Genomic DNA, 24,840 nt, shown 5'->3' on the forward strand with positions numbered 1-24,840 from the left:
TATTGTGATGCAACACACGGAGATAGAGCATCTGCAGTCGGTTTCTGGCTCTTTCCCGTTTCTCGTCGTAATCTCAAGCCCATGCCTTTGATCCCACAGTTAATTGCCGTGCTGGTTTTCACTTGCCTGAGCTTCGCCGCTCGGGGCGAGAAGCTACGCATTGTCACTGAACCGTGGGCGCCTTATGTCTACGAGGAAAATGGCAAATCACTGGGCCTGGACTACGAAACCACGGCCATCGTCTTCAAGCGCCTGGGGATCGAAGTCGAGTGGCAGTTCCTGCCGTGGAAACGCTGCCTGTCGATGCTTGAAACCGGCCAGGCCGATGGCGCGCTGGACATTTTTCACAGCGACGAGCGCGAGGCGACCCTGCTCTACCCCAGCGAACCGCTCTCGGAAGTCCAGTTCGTGCTGTTCTACGCCAACGAACGCCCGCATCCATTTAGCACCCTCGACGACCTGAAAGGCCTGACGATAGGCACCTCGCCGGGTTATCTGTACAGCCCGGACTTCCGTGAATCGACGCTGTTCACGCGCGAACCGGCGCCCACCCATGAAGCCAACTTCGGCAAACTGGTGCGCGGCAGGATCGACCTGCTGATCACCGACCGCCGGGTGGGCCAGCATTTGCTCGACGAATTGAATATCCGCGACCAGATCAGCGAAAACCCGACCGTCATCAGCCAGCAGAGCCAGTTTCTGGCGGTGCGCCGCAACGCGGGCATGGATTTGCTGGTGCAGCGTTTCGGCGCCGAGCTCAAACGATTCAAGCGTGAACCCGCGTACGCCGAACTCAGCGCCCGTTATGGCGCCGGTCCGGCTACCAGCACGAAAACTGCCGGGGCCACCGCTGCCCGCGAAAAAACCGTTGAGCAGCAGGAAAGCGGCGCGCAGTGATTGCTCTGTTATACTCCGGCCTTCCCGCCAGGCTCACGCCCGGACGCTCGGACTTGTTCAAGGCATCTCGACCCCGCTACAGCGCAGCTTTTCAGCCCGCGCGAGCGCTCCAGACGAGCCTTCGAGGCCCAGCAGGACCGGACGGGATTGCGTCCTCTTAAACGCCATTCGCGCCAGGCAAGACTCCCATTGGGCCAAGCCCTAACTAAAACAGGATTACTCATGTCCTTTGCTTCCCTCGGTCTCTCCGAGGCTTTAGTCCGCGCCATCGAGGCAGCGGGCTATACCGAGCCTACTCCGGTGCAACAGCGGGCCATTCCCGCCGTGTTGCAAGGTCGCGACCTGATGGTTGCGGCTCAGACAGGTACTGGCAAAACCGGTGGCTTCGCCCTTCCGATCCTGGAGCGGTTGTTCCCTAACGGTCACCCGGACAAATCCCAGCGTCACGGCCCGCGCCAACCGCGCGTACTGGTCCTGACCCCTACCCGCGAACTCGCGGCTCAAGTACACGAGAGCTTCAAGGTCTATGCCCGTGACCTGAAGTTCGTCAGCGCCTGCATCTTCGGCGGCGTCGGCATGAACCCACAGGTTCAGGCCATGTCCCGTGGCGTTGACGTGCTGGTGGCCTGCCCTGGCCGCCTGCTCGACCTCGCCGGCCAAGGCAGCGTCGATTTGTCACACGTGGAAATCCTCGTGCTGGACGAAGCCGATCGTATGCTCGACATGGGCTTTGTCCATGACGTGAAGAAGGTCCTGGCCCGCCTCCCGGCCAAGCGTCAGAACCTGCTGTTCTCGGCGACGTTCTCCAAGGACATCACCGACCTCGCCGGCAAGCTGCTGCACAACCCGGAACGCATCGAAGTGACGCCGCCGAACACCACGGTCGAGCGTATCGAGCAACGGGTTTTCCGCCTGCCAGCCAACCACAAGCGTTCGCTGCTGGCGCACCTGATTACCGCGGGCGCCTGGGAACAGGTGCTGGTGTTCACTCGCACCAAGCACGGCGCCAACCGCCTGGCCGAATACCTGGATAAACATGGCCTCAGCGCCGTTGCCATCCACGGTAACAAGAGCCAGAACGCGCGCACCAAAGCCCTGGCCGACTTCAAGGCCGGCGAAGTGCGCATCCTGGTCGCTACTGACATCGCCGCGCGCGGCCTCGACATCGACCAGTTGCCACACGTGGTCAACTTCGAACTGCCGAACGTCGACGAAGATTACGTGCACCGTATCGGCCGTACTGGCCGTGCCGGTCGTTCGGGCGAGGCGATCTCGCTGGTGGCTCCGGACGAAGAAAAACTGCTGAAAAGCATCGAACGCATGACCAAGCAGAAAATCGCCGACGGCGACCTGATGGGCTTCGATTCCAGCGCCGTGGAAGCCGAGAAACCGGAAGTGCGCGAGCGTCCGGACGTGCGTAACCCGCGCAACCCACGTGGCCCGCGCGGCGACGGTCCGAACGGCAGCGGCGGTGGCGGCGGTCGTAAAGACAAGGGCAAGGACAAGGGCGGCAAGGAAAAACCGGCGGCCAGCGGCCGTGGCGAGCGCCCGGCACGTGAGCAGAAGCCACGCGAAGGCACGCCTGCCCGCGAGCAACAACGCCCGGCGCCACGCGCTGCCGCTGATCGCGCTCCGGACGAGTTCCTGGACGACGATATCGATAACTTCGGTAACCGCGTCGACTACGTGCCTCAAGCCAAACCGGCCCAGGGCCGTGGCCGCCGTCCGGGTGCTCCGGCACAAGGCACGGCCGCTGGCGCAGGTGCTCCACGCACCGGCGGCAAGCCTCAGGGTCGCCAAAGCGGTCCACGCAGCAGCGACGGCGCCACCACTGGCACGCCGCCAGCCAAGCGCAGCGGTCCACGCAACGGTGCGCCACGTGACGGTCAGGCCCGTCGCGAAGAAGGCCGCAACCGTCGCCCGGCACGTGACGAGCAGTCACGCTCGGAACCGGCTGTGCAGAACCCGCGCGGCCCGGCTCCGAAGATCATTCACAAGGAGTCGAAAACCGATCGTTTCCCGACACCTGAACAGCTTGATCAATTGCCAGGCCGTCCGCGCGGTGAAAAGCCAGCGTTGCTGACTCGCAACCGCTGAGTTTTACCCAGCCATGAAAAATGCCCCTGATCTCACGATCCGGGGCATTTTTTTCTGCATGACGCAAACCCCCTGTGGGAGCGAGCCTGCTCGCGATGGCGGACTGTCAGCCAACATATCTATCGAAGGTGATGGCCTCATCGCGAGCAGGCTCGCTCCCACAAGGGATGTGCAGTACCCATTCTTTTGGCAGGCAATAAAAAACGCCCCCGATCGTGAGATCGGGGGCGTTTTTGTGTCAGGCGCGAAAATTACTTCGCTTTGACACCTTCAAACGTCACGTACAGTTCAACCGCGTCGGACGCTGGGCCCAGGTCTTTCTGCTTGCCGAAATCGGAACGCTTGAGGTTGGTGGTGCCTTCGAAGCCGGCACGGTAGCCGCCCCATGGATCCTTGCCTTCACCCAGGAAGGTCGCCTTGACCACGACTGGCTTGGTCACGCCAGCGATGGTCAGATCACCCGCCACGTCCGCAGTGTCTTTGCCAGCGGCGTTTTTGCCGGTGGATTTGACGCTGGTGGAAACGAAGGTGGCTTTAGCGAATTTGCTCGCGTTCAGGAAATCACCGCTGGCGATGTGCTTGTCGCGTTCGGCGTTGTTGGTGAAGACGCTGGCGGTGTTCACATTGAACTCGATCTTGGCTTCTTCAGGCTTGGCAGCGTCGAAGCTGAACTTGCCATCGATATCCTTGAAGGTACCGGTGATGAAGCTGTAGCCCAGGTGGCTGATCTTGAAGTCAACGAAGGCGTGCTGGCCTTCCTTGTCGACGACATAATCAGCGGCCATTACGTTACCGGCGGACAGCAGAGCGGAACCGATTGCCAAAGCGGCGAGGGTCTTTTTCAACATGCTTTCTATTCCTTTGGAGTCGAGGTTGAACTTCAGGCTTTGCGACCCAGCATTCGAGTAAGGGTCGCATCACGATCGATAAAGTGGTGCTTCAATGCTGCCAACGCATGGAGACCGGAAAAAATTACCAGCACCCATGCCAGATACAGATGAATCTCACCGGCGGTGTCTGCCTGGTCCGGTAGTCCGGAAACCAGTGCAGGAACTTCGAACAGGCCAAACACCGGAATCCCGACACCATCTGCGGTGGAAATCAGGTAACCGGCAATCATCACAGCAAACAGACCCAGGTACAGGAACGAATGGCCAAACTTCGCGCCCATGCGCGTCAGCCGGCCATAGCTTTCCAGCGTTGGCGGTGGTGGGCTGATAAAGCGCCACAGCACCCGAAGCACCATCACGGCCAGCAACACCAGGCCAATGCTCTTGTGCAGCTCCGGCGCATCTTTGCGCCAGGTGCTGTAGTAGTCGAGATCGACCATCCACAGGCCCAGTGCAAACAGACCGAAGACCGCCAGCGCCACGCCCCAGTGCATGAAGATGCTGACCCAACCGTAGCGGGAAGAAGAGTTACGTAGCTGCATGCCCAAATCCTGTGAGAATTGCGACCAAGACTATCGAGTTATCTATCGAATTAAAGCGGAAAATTTCGCTTTGAAATATCGAGAAATACGATCAAGAGTCTGAAATCGGTGAGTTAAGGAAAGATTAACGACCAATGTGTGAAAAAAAATGACGTCCAGATCAAGAACACCAATGCCATGAGATTTATTCAATTCTTTTCTTCGGGCATAAAAAAACGCGGCATTTGCGCCGCGTTTCTTTAATCCAGACGCTTACTGCGCTTTGGTATCAGCTACCGGGGTCGCAGCAGGTTTGGCTGCTGGTTTCTTCGCCGGTTCAGCTTTCTTTGCCGCCGGTTTCGCCGGAGCTTTTTTGGTTTCGGCAGCAGGCTTTTTCGCCGGAGCCTTGGCCGCAGCCTTCTTGGCCGGCTCGGCTTTCACCGGGGCGGCAGGTTTCGGCGCTTCAACTGGCGCAGGGGCCGGGGCTGCTACTGGAGCCGGTGCCGGGGCTGGCGGTGTGACGGGCTCTGGCGCTTTCACGGGTTCCGGCTTCTTGTCGTCGTCCGAAGAACCACCGAACAGGTTGCTGAAGAAGTTGCCTTTCTTCGCCGCCACTGCGCCGGCTGCTGCAGCAGTCGCTGCCGGAACAACCTTCGCCGGTTCAAACGACTTGCCGGCCGCCAGGTCTTCAACCTGACCGGCTGCACGCTGACCAGTGCGCAACGCACCTTCCAGAGTGCCCGGGTACAAGGTGTCGGTGTGTTCGCCAGCGAACGCTACGCGTTGCAGCGGACGTTCCCACAGGCGCCAGAACTTGCTGATCTGGCCCGGACCGAAGGCCAGGTAAGCGCCGCCCATCGAAGGGTCGGTGCTGTAGCGACGGATTTCATAACCGGTGAACGAACCGCGCGCCTGTGGATAAAACGTGTGCAAGCGAATCAGCACCTGATCGGCCATCTGCTTGTCGCCGAAGGCCTGCATCACTCGTGCGTTGTCGCCGGACAGGTTGATCACCACGTTGGCGCCACCCTTCAGCGCCGGCTCGACCCACAACATGCCCAGGCCGGTGTTGCTGTAGATCTCGCCGGACATGCGCGCCTTGCTTTCCCAGACCGGCGTCTTGAACTTCAGCATGATCTGGTCGCGCCAACCGTAGTTGGTGCCTTTGATCGCGCCCATGTGCTGGGCATCCAGTGCCGGGGTCATCACGATTTTGTTGAGGGCGCGCAACGGCACCGCGACCACGACGTAGTCAGCCTGATAGCCGACGCTGCCGACCTTGACGGTCACGCCGTCCTTGTCCTGGGTGATGGACGAGACCGGGGAACTGGTCTTGATGGTTTTCAGCTGTTTGACGAAGGCTTGTGCCAGCACCGGGCTGCCGCCCAGCAGGCGCGAAGCGCGCAGGTCTCGGTCGGACACGCCACGGTAAACCCGGCTCTGTTGTGCGTAGTACAGCAACGACAGGCGCGAAGGTTCGTCATAACGGGTACGGATTTGCTGATTGATCAATTGGCGAGCCGTGGCTGGCAACGTCAAACGGTCGAGCCAGTTGGAGACGTTGATCTGATCCAGGGCATGCAGCGCGCTGGTCGCGGCAGGGTTCAGCGGGTCTTCGATCGAGCGCGCCAGGTCGTCCAGGGTCTTCTCGTAACGCTTGAGCGCATCAGCGGTGGCCGGCTCTTTGGTGGCCAGGTCAGCGGCGGTGTAATACACGCCGTCGATCAGGTAGCTCGGTGTGCGCACGAATTCAGGGGCCGGCGTGGTGCTCAGCTTGAAGGTCGATACGTACTTGTTCAAAACCGGCTGAGTCTTGTCGTTGCCGATCCATTCGCTGGTGGCCATGCCGGAACGACCGCCCAGGGTCGGCTTGGCTTCCAGCAGGGTCACCTGCCAGCCTTTGTTCTGCAGTTCGTAGGCCGCCGTCAGGCCCGAGAGCCCGCCGCCGATCACGATCGCCGTTTTATCCTTGGCCAGCGCAGACACGCTGAACAGCCCCAACATCACCAGCGCACAGGCGCGCAGCCAACCAGCAGACATTCAGCGAACTCCGGAAATACACGTAGAAAAAAGCGGTTTTGCGAGTCAGACGACTCAAAGAACCGCGAAGAATACGTCAGCCATCAAAGGCCCGCCAGCGACGTCTATCGCCCTATACAAAGTAGCTCATTCGACACAATGGGTTGTCCCGATGCCACGCATTGCATAGGCTTGCGCGATTGTATGTCCGCGCCTGTCGCGGACCGCCTCGAGGAGACTGGAAATGGGCCTGAATAATCAGTGGATGCAACGCGATCTCGCCGTGTTGTGGCATCCCTGCACCCAGATGAAAGACCACGAACAGCTGCCGCTGATCCCGATCAAGCGCGGTGAAGGCGTGTGGCTGGAAGACTTCGAAGGCAAACGCTACCTCGACGCCGTCAGCTCCTGGTGGGTCAACGTGTTCGGCCACGCCAACCCGCGCATCAACCAGCGCATCAAGGATCAGGTCGATCAGCTGGAACACGTGATCCTCGCCGGTTTCAGCCATCAGCCGGTGATCGAGTTGTCCGAGCGTCTGGTGAAGATGACGCCGGAAGGCCTGACCCGATGCTTCTACGCCGATAACGGTTCGTCCTGCATCGAAGTCGCGCTGAAAATGAGCTTTCACTACTGGCTCAACCGCGGCCAGCCGAACAAGAAGCGCTTTGTCACCCTGACCAACAGTTACCACGGCGAAACCATGGCGGCGATGTCGGTGGGCGATGTGCCGCTGTTCACCGAAACCTACAAGGCGTTGCTGCTGGACACCATCAAGGTGCCGAGCCCCGATTGTTACCTGCGCCCTGAAGGCATGGGCTGGGAAGAACACTCGCGGAACATGTTTGCCGCGATGGAACAGACCCTGGCCGAAAATCACGACACCGTCGCGGCGGTGATCGTCGAGCCGCTGATCCAGGGCGCCGGCGGCATGCGCATGTATCACCCGGTTTACCTGAAACTGCTGCGCGAAGCCTGCGACCGTTATGGCGTGCACCTGATCCACGACGAAATCGCCGTCGGCTTCGGCCGCACCGGAACGATGTTCGCCTGCGAACAGGCCGGCATCCGCCCGGATTTCCTCTGCCTGTCCAAGGCCCTGACCGGCGGTTACCTGCCGCTGGCGGCGTGCGTGACGACGGAAGATGTCTACAGCGCGTTTTACGACGACTACCCGACCTTGCGTGCGTTCCTGCATTCGCACAGCTACACCGGCAATCCGCTGGCGTGCGCGGCGGCGTTGGCGACGCTGGATATCTTCGAAGAAGACAACGTGATCGAGAACAACAAGGCGCTGGCCCAGCGCATGGCCTCCTCCACCGCGCACCTGGCCGATCATCCGAACGTCTCGGAAGTGCGTCAGACCGGTATGGTGCTGGCCATTGAGATGGTCAAGGACAAGGCGACCAAGGAAGCTTATCCGTGGCAGGAACGTCGTGGCTTGAAGGTGTTCCAGCACGCGCTGGAGCGCGGTGCTTTACTTCGACCGCTCGGCAGCGTGGTGTATTTCCTGCCGCCGTACGTGATCACCCCGGAGCAGATCGACTTTCTGGCGCAAGTGGCCAGTGAAGGGATCGACATTGCGACACGCAACAGTGTGAGCGTGTCGGTGCCGCAGGATTTCCACCCCGGTTTCCGCGATCCGGGTTGATTGATCACACACAGCGATCAATGTGGGAGCGAGCCTGCTCGCGATGCAGACGCCGAGGTCTTTCTGATCATCCTCGGTGATGCTATCGCGAGCAGGCTCGCTCCCACAAAGACGACCAACACCTTTTTCAGAGAACCCGCATGAGACTGTCCCGCTTCTTTATCGACGCCCCCCTGAGCACTGGCGAGCACGAATTGCCCGAGGCCCAGGCCCATTACATCAGCCGCGTGCTGCGCATGGCCGAGGGTGATGCGTTGCAACTGTTCGACGGTTCGGGTCATGAGTTTCGCGCGAAGCTGGTCGAGGTCGGCAAGAAGCGCGTCGTGGTACAGATCGACGAAAGCTTCGCCGGGCAAATCGAATCGCCGCTGCAGATCCATCTCGGCCAGGGCCTGTCCCGTGGCGAGCGGATGGACTGGGCGATTCAGAAAGCCACCGAACTGGGCGTGACCGAAATCACCCCGATCTTCAGCGACCGCTGTGAAGTCCGCTTGAAGGACGAGCGCGCCGACAAACGCCTGATGCACTGGCGCCAGGTGGCGATCAGCGCGTGCGAGCAATGCGGGCGTTCACGGGTGCCGGTGATTCACCCGCCGGTGTTGTTGGCGGACTGGTTGAAGCAGACCGAGGCAGAGTTGAAGCTGGTGCTGCATCCGGTGGCTGAGCCGTTGGTGAGTCATGCCAAACCGGCGACGCTGGCGTTTCTGATCGGGCCGGAAGGTGGGTTGTCCGATGCTGAGGTTGATCAGGCCAAGGCTGCGGGGTTCCACGCTGCGCGCTTGGGGCCTCGGGTGTTGCGCACCGAGACCGCGCCGGTGGTGGCATTGGCGGTGGCCCAGCAGTTGTGGGGTGACTTCTAGGACGCCATCGCCGGCAAGCCGGCTCCTACAGGGTTCGTATTCGCAACACATATCCTTGTAGGAGCCGGCTTGCCGGCGATGGCCGCGACGCGGTTTACAGGACGTAAAACATAATCGCCACAAAGTGCAGCAAACTCCCCGCGATCACGAACAAATGCCAGATCCCGTGCGCATGCCGCAACCGATGATCCAGGGCAAAAAAGATAATCCCTACGGTGTACAAAATCCCGCCCGACGCCAGCCAGGCAAACCCGGCCGTGCCCAGCGCCGCCAATAGCGGCTTGACCGCCACCAGCACGATCCAGCCCATCACCGCGTAAATCACGATCGACAGGATCCGCGCTTCCGAACGCGGCTTGATCTCCTGAAGGATGCCGATCAACGCCAGCCCCCAGACAATCCCGAACAGCGTCCAGCCCCACGGCCCGCGCAGGGTCACCAGGCAAAACGGTGTGTAGCTGCCGGCGATCAACAGGTAGATCGAAAAGTGATCGACCTTCTGCATGATCGCTTTCTTGCGCCCGCGCACGCTGTGGTAAACGGTGGACGCGCTGTAGAGCACCATCAAGGTAAACCCGTAAATCGCCACGCTGACGATCTTCCAAGGGCTGCCGTCCATGCCGGCGATCACCAGCATCCACACCACCCCGACCGTCGCCGCCACCGCCCCGACCAGATGCGTCCAGGCGTTCAATCTTTCCCCGTGGTACATGTGTTGCTCACCTCACAATCCAATGCAGCGTTGCGCAAGGCTCAGGCCTCAAGCGTAAAAGCGCAACTCTTCAGTACACCCTCGCACCCTGTAGGAGCCGGCTTGCCGGCGATTGGCCCTCAAGCGTTACGATAATTTCAAGGCCGCCATCGCCAGCAAGCTGGCTCCTACAAAGGTCTGCGTCTTCTTGAGGAATTAGGCACAATCGAGCCATTCGAATAAGAGTCACGCCCATGCTGATCGATGAAGAGTTGACCCTGAAAAAACTCGAGGTGTTCCTCGCCTTCATGCGCACCGGCAATCTGGCTCGCGCCGCTGCCGAATTGCAGACCAGCAACGTCAGCGTGCACCGGGCGATCCACTCCCTGGAAAGTGCCCTGCGCTGCCCGCTGTTCAAGCACGAAGGCCGTAACCTGACGCCGCTGGAAAGTGCTTACGTGCTGGAAGAACGGGCGCAAAAGCTGATTCAGGACGTAGTCGAAACCGTGCGCCTGACCCGCGAAGCCGCTGGCTTCTCGGCTGAGCGCTTCAAGCTGGGGTCGTTGTATTCGTTGACGGTGAAGACCGTGCCGCAACTGATCATGGGCCTGAAAATCCGCCGCAGCGAACTCAACATCGACCTGATCCTCGGCTCGAACTTCGACCTGTTGTACAAGCTCAAGAACATGGAAGTCGACGCGATCCTGGTGTCTTTGGACGAGAGCGTGAATGACCCGGATTGCGAGCAGATCCCGCTGTTTTCCGATGACATCTTCCTGGCCACCCCGGCGGACTCGAAGTTTGCCCAACGCACGGAAGTCGATCTGGCCGAAGTCCGCGACGAGACGTTCATTACCCTGACCCAAGGCTTCGCCACGCACCAGGATGGCAATCGGGTGTTCAAACAGGCGGGGTTCGAGCCAAAGGTGGCGATGCAGGTCAACGACATCTTCACCCTGCTGAGCATGGTCAGTTCGGGGGTGGGTTATGCGTTGCTGCCAGGAAGGATTGCAGCGGTGTATGAGAACCGGGTGAAACTGATTCCGTTGCAGGAAAAGTATCGGTTGCAGCAGCACATCGGCGTGGTGTTTTTGAAGGCCAAGGAGCGCGATCCGAATTTGCTCGCGCTGCTGGCGGAGTGTCGGATGTATGCCAATCGCCAGGCTTAAGACCGAGGCGCGGCCATCGCGAGCAGGCTCGCTCCCACATTTGGAATGCAATCCCCTGTGGGAGCGAGCCTGCTCGCGATGGCGTCATAACAATCGCTACAACTCCCGGACTAACCAACAATCCCGCGAACAATGAAGTACAACAACGATGGCCCAAGCAAGCACCCAAGCCCGGTGTGGAACGTCGCCGTCAGCGCCCCATAAGGCACCAACCGCCGATCCGTCGCCGCCAACCCGGCGGTCACACCGCTGACCGTGCCGGCCAACCCGCCAAACACCATCGCCGAGCGCGGGTTATCCAACCCCATCCAGCGCGCTGCCATCGGCGTGCCGACCATCACCAGAATCGCCTTGATCAACCCGGTGGCAATCGACAATGCGACCACATCGGAACTCGCACCAATCGCCGCGCCAGTCACCGGCCCGACGATGTACGTCACCGCGCCCGCACCGATGGTGGTCATGCTTATTGCATCGCGATAACCGAACACCCAGGCAATGCTCGCCCCGACAATGAACGGCAACACCGTGCCCAGCAACAACGCGATCACGCCGATCATCCCGGCCTTTTTCGCTTCGGTGGCCTGCACTTCGAACGCCGTGGCGACGATGGCAAAGTCGCGCAGCATCGCGCCGCCCATCAAACCGATACCCGAGAACAGTGTCAGGTCCGCCAGGCCTTTTTGCCCGCCGGTCATGGTGCCGCCGACCCACGCCAGGACCAGGCCGATGACAATGGCAATCGCCGAGCCATGAATCCGTCCGAACGTCAGGCGCTTGGACAACACCACCGACACCCACATGATCACGCCAACGAACGCGAACGCCGTGACCAGACCGTTAGTTGCCAAGCCTTTCTCGATGACTTCCAACATATCAGCGGCCTCCTACTGGCGTGCCGAGGGGCGTGAGTTCCGCAGGCTCATCAGGCAACGGTTCGCCTTTGTGGGTCCGGCTGATCAGGGCAATGGTGCAGCCGCAGAGCACCACCGAACCGATGGCCGCGAGCACCGCCACCGGGCCGCCGTGCAAGGCGGTCACGACGTTCTGTTGTGCCGCCATCGCCACCACCACCGGAATGTACATGGCGCCCCAGAAGCCGACGCCCATCTCGCAATCCTTGGTCATGCCGCCGCGCTTTTGCATCCACAACCGTGCGCAGATCAGCAGGATCATCGCGATCCCGACCCCGCCCACATTGGATTTGACGCCCAGCAATACGCCCAGCGCATCGCCCAGAATCACCCCAGCCAGCGTACAGATCGCCAACAGCGCCACACCGTAAATAATCATTGTTGTAGTCCTCAAAGTGCATCGTCGAATGTTGTTTTTGTTGTTCGAAGGCCTGAGTCGGAGGTCTAGAGTTGGTGGCTTCCCTCCTCACGCAACAGCGCCTGCAAGGTGTCGAGCCGCGCCCCGTCGAAGGCAATCACGGTGCCCTGCTCGAACACCCGGCGCGCCAGCCCGGTCAGCACCGCACCGGGCGGCAGTTCGATCTGTAGCCGTACGCCGCGCTCGTAGGCGCTTTGTACCGTGCCGCGCCAATCGACGATGCGGCACATGTTGTAAGCCAGGTCTTCGCGCAAGGCTTCGATGTTGATGATTGGCCGCGCGCGACTGCCGCTCAGGTAGCCCACCGTCGGCGCTTTCAATTTCACATTGGCGAAGGCTTCGGCCAGGGTTTTCGCCGGCGCATCCAGCAACGGACAGTGCGACGGCACGCTGACGGCAAGGCGCTTGGCCAGGCCTGCGCCGCGTCCTTTCGCCAACTCGGCGACGGCCTTCATCGCACCGTCGCTGCCGGCAATCACCACCTGGTTATCGGCGTTGATGTTGGCCAGGTAAACCGGCGTATCGACGCTGTGAACCTGCGCCAGCAAGCCTTCCACTGTGGATAAATCGAGACCGATGATCGCGGTCATGCCGTAGCCGTGTGGATAAGCCTGCTGCATCAATTCACCGCGCAAGCTGACCAGATGCAGCGCATCGCTGAAGCTCAAGGCACCCGAAACCACGGCGGCCGGATAAGCACCAATGGACAAGCCCGCCACGTAATCCGGCGTCATCGATAACTGACGCGAAGCCGCGACACCGGCAATCAACAGGCACAGCTGAACCGCCCGTGTCGATTTCAATGCTTCAGCGCAATCCAGCTGCAATGCGTCTTCGCCAAGCACTTCGCTCGCCTCGATCACCGTCTCGCGAGGCAAACGATGGAGCATGCCCGGCTGCTGCGCGCCCTGGCCGGGGAACACCAGCAAACTGCTCACGCTGCTTGCTCCTGCGGGTTCCACGGATCAATCACAAGACAGGCTTCACTGGCGTTTTTCAGCAACACCCGACGCGCAGGACCGGCCCATTCACGCAGGGCGACGGCACCAAATGGCGTCTGCAATTGCATGTCCACCTGGCACTTGGCGCGGTCCAGAATTTTCAGCAGTTCCTGCGCCTTCAACCGTTCCAGAACCTGCGGCGTACGCAGGATCAGATCCAGATCGCTGCCCTCATGCAAGGCAACAACGCCACTGGCCAATTCAAATCCGGCACTGCCGCTGACGCCCCACACCCAACCGCAGCCATCGAGCAACGGCCGCAACTGGTTGAGGGCCTGCACGGCGGGCAAATCCCGATCGATCGAGACATGACACAGCGCTTCCGGTGTGACCCGACGCTGAACCGCATCGACCGCCATCACCGTCGCATACCGCTGCTCACGCAACCGTCCACGCACCCCGACCGCGATGAAACCCGGCGTACTCAACGCACGCCGAACCACCACCGGCTGACCCACGCGGATCGACTCGATCACCCACGCAGGCGCCTGCGCAGGCAACTGCTCCGGGGTCATCCCCCACAGCAGGTCGTGAGCCAGAAACGTGCTCACCACTGCGCTCTCAGCAGTTGGCGAACCGTGCTCGACGCGGCGCGGTTGCTCGCGCCCAAGCGGCTGCTCAAATCGCGACCGCTTGCGGCAACATCGCCAATCGCCAGATTCAGGCATTCCGTCACCCGCGCCAGATCCGCTGATGTTGGCTGCTCAATCTGGTCCACCGACAAGGTTTCCCACAGCAAACCGAGACTGGCGTAACTGTCGATGTCATACGCCATCGGCGGCACGCTGGCGGCCAGTGCTTCCAATTCTTCGACACTGCGCAAGGTCACCCGCGCCGCTGACGCCTTGCCCATCGCATGCACCATCACGCCCGGATCACGCAGGGCGATCAGCCGGTTAGCCTGGTAGCCATGAGCCAAAAACGCTCCGGACATCGCCTTGCCCACCAGCAAACCAATCACGGCGTGGCCAGCCAACCGGGCGCGGGCATAACTGTCCGCCGCAGCGGCCAGTGCCTGATGAATGCCCAACGCTTCTTCGCGCCGACCGTAAGCCTGACTCGGCACATCGATGATCGCGATCACGGCGCGCTTATGCGATTTATCAGCGTCAGCCACGATGATTTCATCCACAGCCTTGGCCAACCCCCAACCTTCCAGCAAACCCACTTCACCGTTGCGAGCGCGGACGAAACGGTTGTCGGGATCTGCCACCACCGCGATAAACCGGACCGGTTGTTCGCCCACCACACCATCAGCGGCTTTCAGTGATGCAGGCAAACCCTCCACCGGTTTCGCGCCTGCACTCAAGGCGTTGAACCAGTTCAAACCTCGCAGGGAATACGAACTCATGAGCGCTCTCCTTGATACAGATCCCGAACCGTCGCCGCATCGATTTGCGGTTCGGCGTCCAGGCGGGCCAGCCGTTGCAGGAACAGATCGGCCTGACGACTGCGTTGTTGTTCCGGCAAGCCCTGTTGCAGCAACTCACTGACCTGTTGCCGGACCTGCGCCACGTCATCAGCGACAAAGCGATCCACCAGACCGCTGGCAAAGCGTTGCTCGCCACCGGTCAGGCTCCAGATGAACGGACGGTCGCGGGAGTCGTATTCCTCAAGCCCGGCTTCCTGTTCGATCACCTGTGGGCCGTTCAGGCCAAGACGCGCTTCCTGAGTCACCAACAAATAGCTGCACAACCCGGCGGCAATCGACATCCCGCCAAAGCAGCCGACGCTGCCCGCCACCACGCCGATCACCGGTTGGTACTGGCGCAGATCGACAATCGCCGCATGAATGTCGGCAATCGCCGCCAACCCGAGGTTGGCTTCCTGCAAGCGCACGCCGCCGGTTTCCAGCAGCAACACGGCGCGGGTTGGAATGCCGTTGCGGTTGTCTTCAGCGGCGAGTTCCAGCGCACCGGCAATCTTCGCCCCGCCGACTTCACCGAGGCTGCCGCCCTGGAAAGCGCCTTCGATGGCGGCGATCACCACCGGCAAACCGCCGAGGCTGCCCTTGGCAATCACCACGCCGTCATCAGCTTGCGGCACCACGCCCTGGCGCGACAGCCAGGGCGACATGACGCGTTGAAACGGGTCAAGCAATTCGCGGAAGGTACCGGCGTCGAGCAAGGCTTTCGCCCGGTGTCGGGCGCCGAGCTCGATGAAGCTGTGCTTGTGGAGGAGCGCTGCACTGTCAGTCATGGCCGATCTCCTCAAAGCCTTGTTCCAGACGCAAGCGCACCACGCCGGGGGTCGCGCCGAAATCGTGGATATCGATGGCCATTGCCGGTGGTGTCTGGCCGTCGAACATCCGTGCGAACAGATGCTGCCAGCGTTGTTCGGCGCCATTGACCGAGGTCTGCACCTTGATGGTCAGCTTGCCGGCCTGACCCGGTTCGATCAGCACTTCCAGATCGCCCGAACCGACACAACCCACCAGCGTGCGACCGCGTGGCGGCTGCCCGGCGGGGAATTCAAAGGATAAGGTTTCCATCAAAACGCTCCCTGGTTGATGCCGTCAGCCGACGCAATGCGGTCGATGAACAGGCAGGCTGCGAGCAAGTCCGCAGCGCCGCCGGGCGAGGCATTCAACGCGATTAATTGTTCGTCCAGTTCATGCAAGCGACGGCGACCGGCAAGGCTGGCGCTGCCACCCGCGTCGAGCACTGCCTGGGCGCCGAGTTGCATGGTGTGCAGGCCTTGTTCGCCGGCGCGGTAGAGCACGCAGGTGTCACTCAGTTGAGTCATGATCGCCAGCAGCGCATCGAGCCGGGCGTTCTGTTCGCCATGGCCGGCGGCGCGGCTGCGTTTGAGTTGCGGCAGTGCGCGTTGAATCACCGAAGGGAAACCGAGCTGGGCTTCTTCACGGGCACCGCGCGCGCCGTAACGTTGGGCGACTTGCGCGCCGTGGCTCAGAGGACGCGGGGCGAAACGGTCGTCGAGTATCGCCAGTCGGGCGGCGCGCAACGTCACCGTGCTTGCGTGGATATTCGAGCAGTCCAGCGCGGCGGCAGTGACCAGCAGGCCCAACGCCCAGATCGCGCCCCGATGTGTATTCACACCGTTAGTGGTGCCGAGCATGGTTTGCTCGCCTTCCCGGCCAATCCGCCCAATCGCTTCGCGCAGCGGTACACCGACTTCGCCAAACGCGATGGCCGATTCCGCCATTTCCTTGAATGCTGGCCACAGCGACAACGCCGAAGCGTGCATAAGCCCGAGGTGCAAATCGGTGTGTGCGCCATTGCCGCGACGATCCACCAGCGCCGGTTTCGGCGACAGGTCCGCTTCGTCGATCAGCGCGTCCACTGCCAGGTCCGCCAGCCGTTCGGCCAGCGACAGAGGTTTGGGTTGCAGGTTGAATGCGTGCATTACCAGCTCCTGAACTTGGCGGGCGGGTTGTAGAGACCACCGGACCACTCGACCAGATCGGCCACGCTTTTGGCGGCGAGCAATTCGCGGGTGGCGTCGGTGCGCCGGATGCCGAGGTCTTCAGGCAAGGCGATCAAGCCTTCGCGACGCATCCGGGCGGTGTCTTTCGGGTTGTGACGCAGGCCGATGGCAGTCACGCCAGCGACGGCGGCGATCATTGCCTGACGCTCTTCCAGCGAACGCGCCTTGTACAAATAGGCGATGCCTTCTTCGGTCAGCAGGTGGGTGACGTCGTCGCCGTAAATCATGATCGGCGCCAGCGGCATGCCGCTTTTCTTCGCCACTTCAATCGCGTCGAGGGTTTCGACGAAGGTCGGTTTGCCGCCCTCCTGGAACGTCTCGACCATTTGCACCACGAGTTTTTTGCCGCGTTCGAGCAAGGGTTCCGGCGCATCGCCGTGGCGCATGTCGAGCCAGGCCGGCGTGCCGTGACGCCGCCCACGCGGGTCATGCCCCATGTTCGGTGCCCCGCCGAAACCGGCCAGGCGCCCGCGAGTCACGGTGGAAGAATGGCCGTCGCCATCGACTTGCAGGGTCGCGCCGATGAACAGGTCCACCGCGTATTGCCCCGCCAGTTGGCTGAACATCCGGTTGGAACGCAGCGACCCGTCGCGCCCGGTGAAGAACACGTCCGGCCGCGCAGCAATGTAGTTTTCCATGCCCAGTTCGGTGCCGAAGCAATGCACGCTTTCGACCCAGCCGCTTTCAATCGCCGGGATCAAGGTCGGGTGCGGGTTGAGTGTCCAGTTGCGGCAGATCTTGCCTTTGAGGCCGAGGGATTCGCCGTAGGTCGGCAGGATCAATTCGATGGCGGCGGTGTTGAAACCGATGCCGTGGTTCAGCGACTGCACGTTGTGTTTTTCGTAGATCCCGCGAATCGCCATCATCGCCATCAGCACGTGCACAGGCTTGATGTGCCGTGGGTCGCGGGTGAACAGCGGCTCGATGTAGAACGGCTTGTCGGCCACCACCACGAAATCGACCCAGGACGCGGGGATGTCGACGCGAGGCAGGTCAGTGACGTCGTCTACAAGCTGGTTCACCTGAACGATGACGATGCCGTCGCTGAAGGCCGCTGGTTCGATCAATGCAGGCGTGTCTTCGGTGCTGGGGCCGGTGTAGATGTTGCCGGCGCGGTCGGCCATGAAACCGGCCGAGAGCACGACGTTGGGAATCAGGTCGACCACCAATCGTGCGTAGAGCTCGATGTAGGTGTGGATCGCACCGATTTCCAGCAGGCCGTCTTCCAGCAATTGGCTGATACGCAGGCTCTGGGTGCCGGCGAAAGAGAAATCGAGCTTGCGGGCGATGCCGCGTTCGAACAGGTCCAGATGCTCGGAGCGCCCGACGCTGGGCATGATCATGTGCAGGTCGTGGAGCCTGGCAGGATCGGCCTTGGCCAGGGAGCGCGAAAGGAAATCCGCCTGCTTCTGGTTGTTGCCCTCCAGTACCACGCGGTCGCCGGGCAGGATTAACGCCTCCAGCGCTGCCACGATGTTGTCGGTGGGCAGCACCACACCGTCAGCCAGGCCCTTGACCAACGCCAGACGCCGCTGCTTTTCGCTGCGCCGCCGCGTCCATCGCGAGTCGGGGGATATTGTTGTTGTCATGACCACTCCACGGGTTCGCTGTCGTGGGAGTCACATTAGGAGGGTTGGGTGGGGGGCATCAATCAAGCAGAGAGACGGATCGTTACGGTCAGGGTAATGGTTGGCAGGACAGACGCCTTCGCGGGCAAGCCTCGCTCCTACAGGGGTTTTGTGTGCGCCCCGATCCATTGTAGGAGCGAGGCTTGCCCGCGAAGGGGCCAGTCAGGTCAACCCGGCACTCACAAGCAACTCCTCCAGCGCCAGCAAGTCAGGCACCTTGGCCACTTGATCGCCCACCTGCACCGCCGCCTGTTCCAGCGCACATAACGGCACATCCACATAGCTGAGCTGACTGTCGAGCTTGTAGGAACGAGGAATCCCCTGCACCAGCAACGCGATAAATTTCAGCTCAGGCCGCCCGCCCAGGGCATTGAGAATCACGATCCGCGCGCGCTCGCCAATGACGATTTTATCGCCGCACGCCGACTCAAAACTGAGCAACGGAATCTGCCGCTCCCGCCAACTCACCCGCCCCAGGTACCACGGCGGAGTATCGAGATCGAAAGCCCCCGGCTGATAGTCGATCAACTCCGCTACCGCGACGTTGGGCAAAATCAGGTTGCGGTCGGCCAGGGGTAGCAGCAGCCCGGTGAGGTTGCTGGTGCGATGCTCAAGCATGGGTTTTGCTCCACAGGGCAATGCTTTCGAGCAGCACCGATTCCTGATACGGCTTGCCGAGGTAGTCGTTGACGCCAATGGCCATGGCGCGGTCGCGGTGTTTCTGGCCGGTGCGCGAGGTGATCATGATGATCGGCAGGTGTTGCAGTCGCTCGTCGGCGCGCACCTGGGTGGCGACTTCGAAACCGTCCATGCGCGGCATTTCGATGTCCAGCAGCATCAGGTCCGGCATGTGGTCTTCGAGCAGCAGCATGGCATCGACGCCGTCCTTGGCCGTCAGCACGTTCATGCCGTGGCGTTCGAGTAAACGACTGGTGACCTTGCGCACGGTGACCGAGTCGTCGACCACCATGACCAGCAAGGGCTTGTGCGGCTCGGGTTCAGGGTCTTGAAGCAGCCGTCGTTGCGGCACCTGCGCCTGCATCGCGCGGATCGGCGCCAGCAGATCGAGAATCAGCACCACGCGGCCATCGCCCAGAATCGTCGCCCCGGACAAACCCTGCACGGCCGCAAATTGCGGGCCGAGGCTTTTCACCACAATCTCGCGGGTGCCGGCCATGGCATCGACCTGCACCGCGATTTGGCGCTCGTTGCATTGCACCAGCAATACCGGCAACGGCAGGCTCTGGCCCAACAGTTTCGGGCGTGTACTGGTTTTCAGCAGTTCACCGAGGTAGCACAGTTCATAGTGCTGCCCGGCGTATTTGTAAGTCGGCGGATCGAGCCGGTAATGCCCTTCGAGTTCGTTGGGCAACACACGCACGATGCCGTCGATGGTGTTCAGCGGGATCGCATATTGATCCTCAGCGCACTGCACCATCAGCGCCCGGTTGACCGACACGGTGAACGGCAGGCGAATGCGAAAATGCACGCCCTGCCCCGCCACAGAGTCGATGCTCATTGTGCCGCCGAGTTGCCGGACTTCTTCATGAACCACGTCCATGCCCACGCCGCGCCCGGAAATCTGGGTGATTTTCTCGGCCGTGGAGAACCCCGGTTGCAGGATGAACTGCAGCACGTCGCGGTCGCTGATGTCGCTGTCGGCGGCGAGCAGCCCGCGCTTGATTGCCTTGCGCCGCACCGCGTCCAGCGGCACGCCGGCGCCGTCGTCGCGGATGTCGAAAATGATGTCGCCGCCCTCGCGGGACAGGTCGAGGGTGATCCGCCCTTGCGCCGGTTTTCCGGCCGCGATGCGCACGTCTGCGGATTCGAGACCATGGTCCACCGCGTTGCGCAGCATGTGTTCCAGCGGCGCGGCCATGCGTTCGAGGACGTTGCGGTCCATCTCGCCTTCGGCGTTGCCGACCACGAATTCCACCTCCTTGCCCAGCTCGCTGGAGACCTGGCGGACGATGCGCTTCAAGCGCGGCAACATCCGCTCGAACGGCACCATGCGCGAGCGCATCAGGCCTTCCTGCAATTCGGTGTTGATGCGGCCTTGCTGTTGCAGCAGGTTCTCCGCGTCCTGATTGCGCCGGTCGAGGGTTTCCTTGAGGTCGAGCAGGTCAGAGGCAGATTCGAACAGTGCCCGCGACAGCTGCTGCAACTGCGAGTGACGGTCCATTTCCAGCGGGTCGAATTCTTCGTAGCCCGAGCGTTCGGCGTCGACTTGCTGGCGGCTGAGAATCCTGCCCTGGGTTTCGGTATCGAGCCGGCGCAATTGATCGCGCATGCGCTCGATGGTGGTTTCCATTTCGTTCAGCGCCACGCGCGCATCGTTGACCTGCTGTTCGATTCGGCCACGGAAGATTGAAGTTTCCCCGGCCAGGTTGACCAGATCGTCGAGCAGCTCTGCCGAGACCTTGACCATGTCGGCACCGGTATCGGCTTGCGGCGCAAGCGGCTCGATCTTGGGTGCAACCGGTGCGGCAACGGGTGACTCCAGCACTTCCGGATGGCTGAAATTCCTGATCGCGTCGATCAGCCGATCCGCTGGTGGCAACGGTTGACCGGCGCGGGTCGCGTCGAGCATCTGCGCCAGTCGGTCATGGCTGCTTTGCAACAGCCCGAACAGCGCGGCGGTCGGTTTCAACACACCGGCGGACAAGCCTTCGTAGAGAAATTCCAGCTCATGGGCGAGGTCGCCGATCGGGCCGATTTCCACCATCCGCGCACCGCCCTTGAGGGTGTGCAGATCGCGCAGCAGGGTTTCCATTTCCTGACGATTGGCAGGTTCGGCCTGCCAGCGAACCAGCGCAGCGCCGGAGTTTTCGATGATGTCGAAACCTTCCTCGAGGAAGATCTCCAGCAACTCCGGATCATGCCCCGGCGAGTCCTCGACCCGCACAGGCTCGGCGACTTCTGGCGCACTGGCGTTGCCTTGGCGGAACTGGCGAATGGCTTCGATCAGCTCACCCGGATCATCCAGTGGTTTGTGGTGCTGCAATTGCTCAAGCAGTTGCGCCAGTCGGTCATGGCTCTGTTGCAACAGCTGCGCCAGGGTTTCGTTGTGGCAGTAACGGCGATCGACAAGCCCTTCGTAAAGGCTTTCCAGCTCATGGGCGAGGCCTGCGACCGGCTCGACTTCGGCCATACGCGCACCGCCCTTGAGCGTGTGCAGATCCCGCTGCAACGACAACAACGGCGCGGCGTTGTCCGGGTCTTTCAGCCAGCGCTGCAAGGCCTGACCGGCGCTTTCGAGGATGTCCACCGCTTCTTCGAGGAAGATCGAAACGATCTCGTCGTCGAGATCAACAGCGCTGTCCACTGTAGGAGCCGGCTTGCCGGCGATGGTCGTTAACGATGACGCGTTTTCACTGGATGAATGCGGCGCCTGTGAGTCCATCGCCGGCAAGCCGGCTCCTACAGGGGTTTGTGCCAGTTCGGCGGTGGCGCTGCTTAGTTCGCGAATGCTCAGGGTGCGGCTGCCGTCGCTGCGAATCAGGCCCATGGCTGATGGGTCGAGGCTCTCATCGAGCAAGCCGCGCAAGGCCCGGATGCGCTCCGGTTGCGGGCTGACTTCCTGACCGGCCGCGAGTTCGTCGAGCATGTTGATCAGCGCTTCGTGGGCACTTTGCGCCTCGTGGAAAAACCGGTCGCTGACTGCCAGGCTGCTTTCTTCCACGGCGCCGTAGAGATCGAGCAAGGCTTCACAAAGCTCATCCACCGGATGCAGATCGGCCAGGTGCGCGCCTTCGCCGAGGGTGGTCAATTCATCCAGAAGCGCGCTGAGTTCCTGACGTTCACCGGGGTGCTGCTGCCAACGCTGCAACAGGCTTTCGGCGTCCAGCAGGATGTCCATGCCCTGGGCCAGGAAATTGTTGATCAACTGCGGATCGCGCTTGGTTCTGAGCGCCATGCTCGGCGTGCTCAACAGGGCTTCCAGGCGCTCGGCCAGCAGCGCCTGGATTCTATCGATCAACGAACGGGCCCCGGGAATCTCGGCCAACGGATCGACCTTGAGCTGTCGCAGCCCGACGCGAAACACGCCTTCGGCTTCCAGCAGCAGCTCGACTTCGTCGAGGTCCAGCGCGATCAGGTGCGCCTTGTATTCACGGGCCAGTTTGTCCAGCGGCGTCGCCAGCTCGGCAATCGGCAACACGCCAGCCATCGAGGCGCTGCCTTTGAGCGTGTGCAAGGCACGTTGCAGTTCGTCGCTGGCCTGCAACGGCACATGTTCGGCGGCCTGATCGAGGAAGCGGTTGAGGCTGGCCAGATGGGTTTCGGCTTCGTTGCGGAAGATCTCCAGCAACAACGGATCGAGGGCGGCGACATCCTGCACGTCCTCGTCGGCCAACGGCTTGTCACCCTTGGCGAGTGCGTGTGCGCGGGCGGCCAATTGGTCGACGTCGTTGCGCTGACGCTGAGCATTGCCGGCAAATTCAGCCACCAGTTCCGGCAGCAGATTCAATACATCGCCGAGCAGTTGCTGCACCGCCGGCCCCGGTTCAACGCTGCGTTCCAGCACGCGGTTGAGCAGGTTTTCCACGGCCCACGCCAGTTCACCCAACACCAGCGCGCGCACCATCCGGCCACTGCCTTTGAGGGTGTGGAAAGCTCGGCGCAGTTCGCCCAGGGTCGATTCGCTCTCGGGGTTGGCCGCCCAGCGCGGCAAGTATTCCCGGAGGATTTCCAGGACCTCGTCGGTTTCTTCGAGGAAGACTTCACGCAGTTCATCGTCCACCGGTTCTTCACCCGGAGGCGGTGGCAACAGGCTGCCCGGCGTATTCAGGGCGGGTGGATTGACCGCCGACACCGGGTTGGCGAGGACATCGGCCAGGGTCTGGACGACGTCGGGATCGTCCAGTTCCTGCTGGTCCTGCATCACCTGCGCCTCACTCGGGCTGAGCACTTCATCCAGCACAGGGACATTGTGTTCGCTGGGGAAAAAGCCGAGCGCTGCCAAGCTCTTTTCCGCAACGTCGAGCAATTGTTCACCGGACGCTTCAGCGTCGTCGCTCAGGCGTTCAAGGTAATACTCGATGCTGGTGATGACGTCGGCCAAGCTATCCAGCGCCTGCCAGCCAGGCTGGTCCGGGTCCAGCAGCAGATGCTCGCGGATAAAGTGATTGCAGGCGTCGATCAGGCTCGCCGCACGGCTCAGCGGGATCATCGCCAGCGCGCCGCGCACCTGGGTGAGCAAGGCCGGCAACGGTTGCAAATGCTGGCGGTCCCAGTCGGCGTCGATGTAGTCGACGATCATGTCCTTGGCCTGTTGCAGGCAGATGCGTGCTTCCTTGATCACGATCTGGTGGATCTGCGTCAGGTCGGTGGTCGGCAGGCGGCTGTCTTCCTGGCTCTCCGGTTCGACCGTGCCGACCATCCCGGCGAGCGTCGCCTCGACGTAAAGCAAGGCGCCGGCGACATCCATCAGGATCGCGTCGTTGGGTTCGCGTTGCCCCTGAGCGAGGCTCAACACCACCGCGAGCTGATCGATGATGACCTTGCGCGGCTGGCCAAAACCGAGCACCGCCAGGGTGTCGGCGATTTGCCGCAAGGGTGCCAGCAAGCTATCGAGGTCCGAGGCATGCTGGCGGTCGCTGCGCACGAACAGGTCGAGGCGTTCTTTGACCCGCACCAGTTCTTCGCACAGCGCGGCCAGCACCGAGCGCATGGCATCACGATCTGGGCCGGCCAGCCGCGCCCGTTCTTCGTCGACCATCGCGCTGTCAGGCAGCGCATCGTCCAGTCCATAGCGATCTTTCATGGTCAGCATCTGCCCGGTGGGGTGTTCGGCTTTGGCGATGTAAAACAGCAAACTCTTGAGCAACTCCGGCGGTGCCGGCTGATTGATCGCGCACATGCCCTGTTCAAGCAGGCGCTTGAGTTCTTTGTCGGCGTCCTTGAACAGGCTGCGCAGGGCCGGGCTGTTGGCGATCGAGCCGCCGCGCATGCCTTCGACCAGCGCCGAGGCAACGTGCCACAACGGGCTCAGCGGCGCATTCCCGCACAGCCCTTCGAGGCGTGAAAATACGGTGCTCAGGTAACCGAGATGGGTGTCGTCATCCTGTTCGCGCAGCAACCCGACCAGGGCCATCTGCAACATCTGGCGCAATTTGCGCAGCACGTTCGGCAGATCCGCCGGCTCCAGCAGCGCCAGCGCCTCGTCATCCAGTGGCGGCAAGTCCGGTAATTGCGGGGTGAACAGGCTGGTTTCCGATAACAGGCTTTCGCCACGGGCACTGCGCAGGTCGTTGATCAACGGCAACACCACCAGCGGCAGGTCGCGGCGCGCGCCTTGTACGCGGTCGAGATAGATCGGCAATTGACCGATCGCTTGCAGCAACAAGTGGATCGCTTCGTCACGATGAATGACGCGGTTCTGCTGCAAGGCGGCGGTCAGTTGTTCCATTTCTTCGGCGAGCAGGGCCGCGCCGTAGAACTCGACCATCTGCAAACTGCCGTGAACCTGATGGATGCACGCCAGGCATTCACTGAGGGCGTGCGTCGCCTGAGGGTCATCAAGCAACGTTTCAATCGCCTGGTGCGCCACTTTCAGTGTTTCGGCAATCTCGCCTTTGACCCATTCGAGGGCCACATAGTCGTGCCGATCACCCATAACCACTCCGTTCATCGTTCG

20 protein-coding genes are annotated in these 24,840 nt (G+C 61.7%); 5 read left to right on the forward strand and 15 right to left on the reverse strand.

Features of this window, described 5'->3' with window-relative positions:
* The first annotated feature begins 81 nt into the window (after positions 1 to 81).
* Entirely contained in the window at positions 82 to 897 is an 816-nt protein-coding gene (locus J4E42_RS06535; protein ID WP_008045028.1) for an ABC transporter substrate-binding protein, read from the forward strand.
* 222 nt (positions 898 to 1,119) lie between these two features.
* Complete coding sequence (locus tag J4E42_RS06540; protein WP_008045030.1) at positions 1,120 to 2,994, forward strand: DEAD/DEAH box helicase; 1,875 nt, start codon at positions 1,120 to 1,122, stop codon at positions 2,992 to 2,994.
* A 251-nt stretch (positions 2,995 to 3,245) separates the two neighbouring features.
* Here J4E42_RS06540 and J4E42_RS06545 read toward each other — a convergent pair whose 3' ends face one another.
* The 3 genes from J4E42_RS06545 to J4E42_RS06555 form a co-directional block, all read right to left on the reverse strand.
* Positions 3,246 to 3,842, reverse strand: coding sequence for a YceI family protein (locus J4E42_RS06545; RefSeq protein WP_207284867.1), 597 nt, complete (start codon positions 3,840 to 3,842; stop codon positions 3,246 to 3,248).
* A 32-nt stretch (positions 3,843 to 3,874) separates the two neighbouring features.
* Positions 3,875 to 4,426, reverse strand: a complete 552-nt coding sequence (locus tag J4E42_RS06550) for a cytochrome b (RefSeq protein WP_008033319.1) — start codon at positions 4,424 to 4,426, stop codon at positions 3,875 to 3,877.
* Between the two features lie 252 nt (positions 4,427 to 4,678).
* Positions 4,679 to 6,445 (reverse strand): flavin monoamine oxidase family protein, encoded by a 1,767-nt coding sequence (locus J4E42_RS06555; protein WP_207284868.1) that lies wholly within the window; start codon positions 6,443 to 6,445, stop codon positions 4,679 to 4,681.
* 223 nt (positions 6,446 to 6,668) lie between these two features.
* Between J4E42_RS06555 and J4E42_RS06560 the strand changes: the two genes are divergently transcribed.
* Positions 6,669 to 8,075, forward strand: a complete 1,407-nt coding sequence (locus tag J4E42_RS06560) for an adenosylmethionine--8-amino-7-oxononanoate transaminase (RefSeq protein ID WP_207284869.1) — start codon at positions 6,669 to 6,671, stop codon at positions 8,073 to 8,075.
* Between the two features lie 140 nt (positions 8,076 to 8,215).
* Positions 8,216 to 8,935, forward strand: coding sequence for a 16S rRNA (uracil(1498)-N(3))-methyltransferase (locus J4E42_RS06565; protein ID WP_008045041.1), 720 nt, complete (start codon positions 8,216 to 8,218; stop codon positions 8,933 to 8,935).
* Positions 8,936 to 9,029: 94 nt separating this feature from the next.
* On the opposite strand, the gene J4E42_RS06570 is transcribed toward J4E42_RS06565, so the two are convergent.
* Entirely contained in the window at positions 9,030 to 9,647 is a 618-nt protein-coding gene (locus tag J4E42_RS06570) for a hemolysin III family protein (protein ID WP_008033324.1), read from the reverse strand.
* 233 nt (positions 9,648 to 9,880) lie between these two features.
* On the opposite strand from J4E42_RS06570, the gene J4E42_RS06575 reads away from it, so the two are divergent.
* Entirely contained in the window at positions 9,881 to 10,795 is a 915-nt protein-coding gene (locus tag J4E42_RS06575) for a LysR substrate-binding domain-containing protein (protein WP_008033325.1), read from the forward strand.
* Between the two features lie 110 nt (positions 10,796 to 10,905).
* Here J4E42_RS06575 and madM read toward each other — a convergent pair whose 3' ends face one another.
* From madM to J4E42_RS06630, 11 genes are all read right to left on the reverse strand, one after another.
* Complete coding sequence (madM, locus tag J4E42_RS06580) at positions 10,906 to 11,670, reverse strand: malonate transporter subunit MadM (RefSeq protein ID WP_008026230.1); 765 nt, start codon at positions 11,668 to 11,670, stop codon at positions 10,906 to 10,908.
* A gap of 1 nt (position 11,671) precedes the next feature.
* Positions 11,672 to 12,088: a malonate transporter subunit MadL gene (gene madL / locus J4E42_RS06585; protein ID WP_207284870.1), complete on the reverse strand. Its 417-nt coding sequence runs from the start codon at positions 12,086 to 12,088 to the stop codon at positions 11,672 to 11,674.
* Positions 12,089 to 12,153: 65 nt separating this feature from the next.
* Positions 12,154 to 13,065: a malonate decarboxylase subunit epsilon gene (gene mdcH / locus J4E42_RS06590; RefSeq protein WP_207284871.1), complete on the reverse strand. Its 912-nt coding sequence runs from the start codon at positions 13,063 to 13,065 to the stop codon at positions 12,154 to 12,156.
* Entirely contained in the window at positions 13,062 to 13,682 is a 621-nt protein-coding gene (locus J4E42_RS06595; protein ID WP_207284872.1) for a malonate decarboxylase holo-ACP synthase, read from the reverse strand. The genes mdcH and J4E42_RS06595 overlap by 4 nt, the downstream gene beginning before the upstream one ends.
* Positions 13,676 to 14,479, reverse strand: a complete 804-nt coding sequence (mdcE, locus tag J4E42_RS06600; RefSeq protein ID WP_192227554.1) for a biotin-independent malonate decarboxylase subunit gamma — start codon at positions 14,477 to 14,479, stop codon at positions 13,676 to 13,678. Before mdcE ends, J4E42_RS06595 begins: the two co-directional genes overlap by 7 nt.
* Complete coding sequence (locus J4E42_RS06605) at positions 14,476 to 15,327, reverse strand: biotin-independent malonate decarboxylase subunit beta (protein ID WP_008026220.1); 852 nt, start codon at positions 15,325 to 15,327, stop codon at positions 14,476 to 14,478. Before J4E42_RS06605 ends, mdcE begins: the two co-directional genes overlap by 4 nt.
* Complete coding sequence (locus tag J4E42_RS06610; RefSeq protein WP_008026217.1) at positions 15,320 to 15,619, reverse strand: malonate decarboxylase subunit delta; 300 nt, start codon at positions 15,617 to 15,619, stop codon at positions 15,320 to 15,322. Before J4E42_RS06610 ends, J4E42_RS06605 begins: the two co-directional genes overlap by 8 nt.
* Positions 15,619 to 16,494 (reverse strand): triphosphoribosyl-dephospho-CoA synthase, encoded by an 876-nt coding sequence (locus J4E42_RS06615; protein ID WP_207284873.1) that lies wholly within the window; start codon positions 16,492 to 16,494, stop codon positions 15,619 to 15,621. The genes J4E42_RS06610 and J4E42_RS06615 overlap by 1 nt, the downstream gene beginning before the upstream one ends.
* A complete protein-coding gene (gene mdcA, locus J4E42_RS06620; protein WP_008026213.1) occupies positions 16,494 to 18,164 on the reverse strand; it encodes a malonate decarboxylase subunit alpha in 1,671 nt (556 codons plus the stop codon). The genes J4E42_RS06615 and mdcA overlap by 1 nt, the downstream gene beginning before the upstream one ends.
* A 201-nt stretch (positions 18,165 to 18,365) precedes the next feature.
* Positions 18,366 to 18,821, reverse strand: coding sequence for a chemotaxis protein CheW (locus tag J4E42_RS06625; RefSeq protein ID WP_008045056.1), 456 nt, complete (start codon positions 18,819 to 18,821; stop codon positions 18,366 to 18,368).
* Positions 18,814 to 24,819 carry an Hpt domain-containing protein gene (locus tag J4E42_RS06630; RefSeq protein ID WP_207284874.1) on the reverse strand — a complete coding sequence of 2,002 codons (6,006 nt, stop codon included), beginning with the start codon at positions 24,817 to 24,819 and terminating at the stop codon, positions 18,814 to 18,816. Before J4E42_RS06630 ends, J4E42_RS06625 begins: the two co-directional genes overlap by 8 nt.
* Between the last annotated feature and the right edge of the window lie 21 nt (positions 24,820 to 24,840).

Source organism: Pseudomonas sp. FW300-N2A2, from assembly GCF_017351735.1.
GTDB lineage: Bacteria > Pseudomonadota > Gammaproteobacteria > Pseudomonadales > Pseudomonadaceae > Aquipseudomonas > Aquipseudomonas migulae.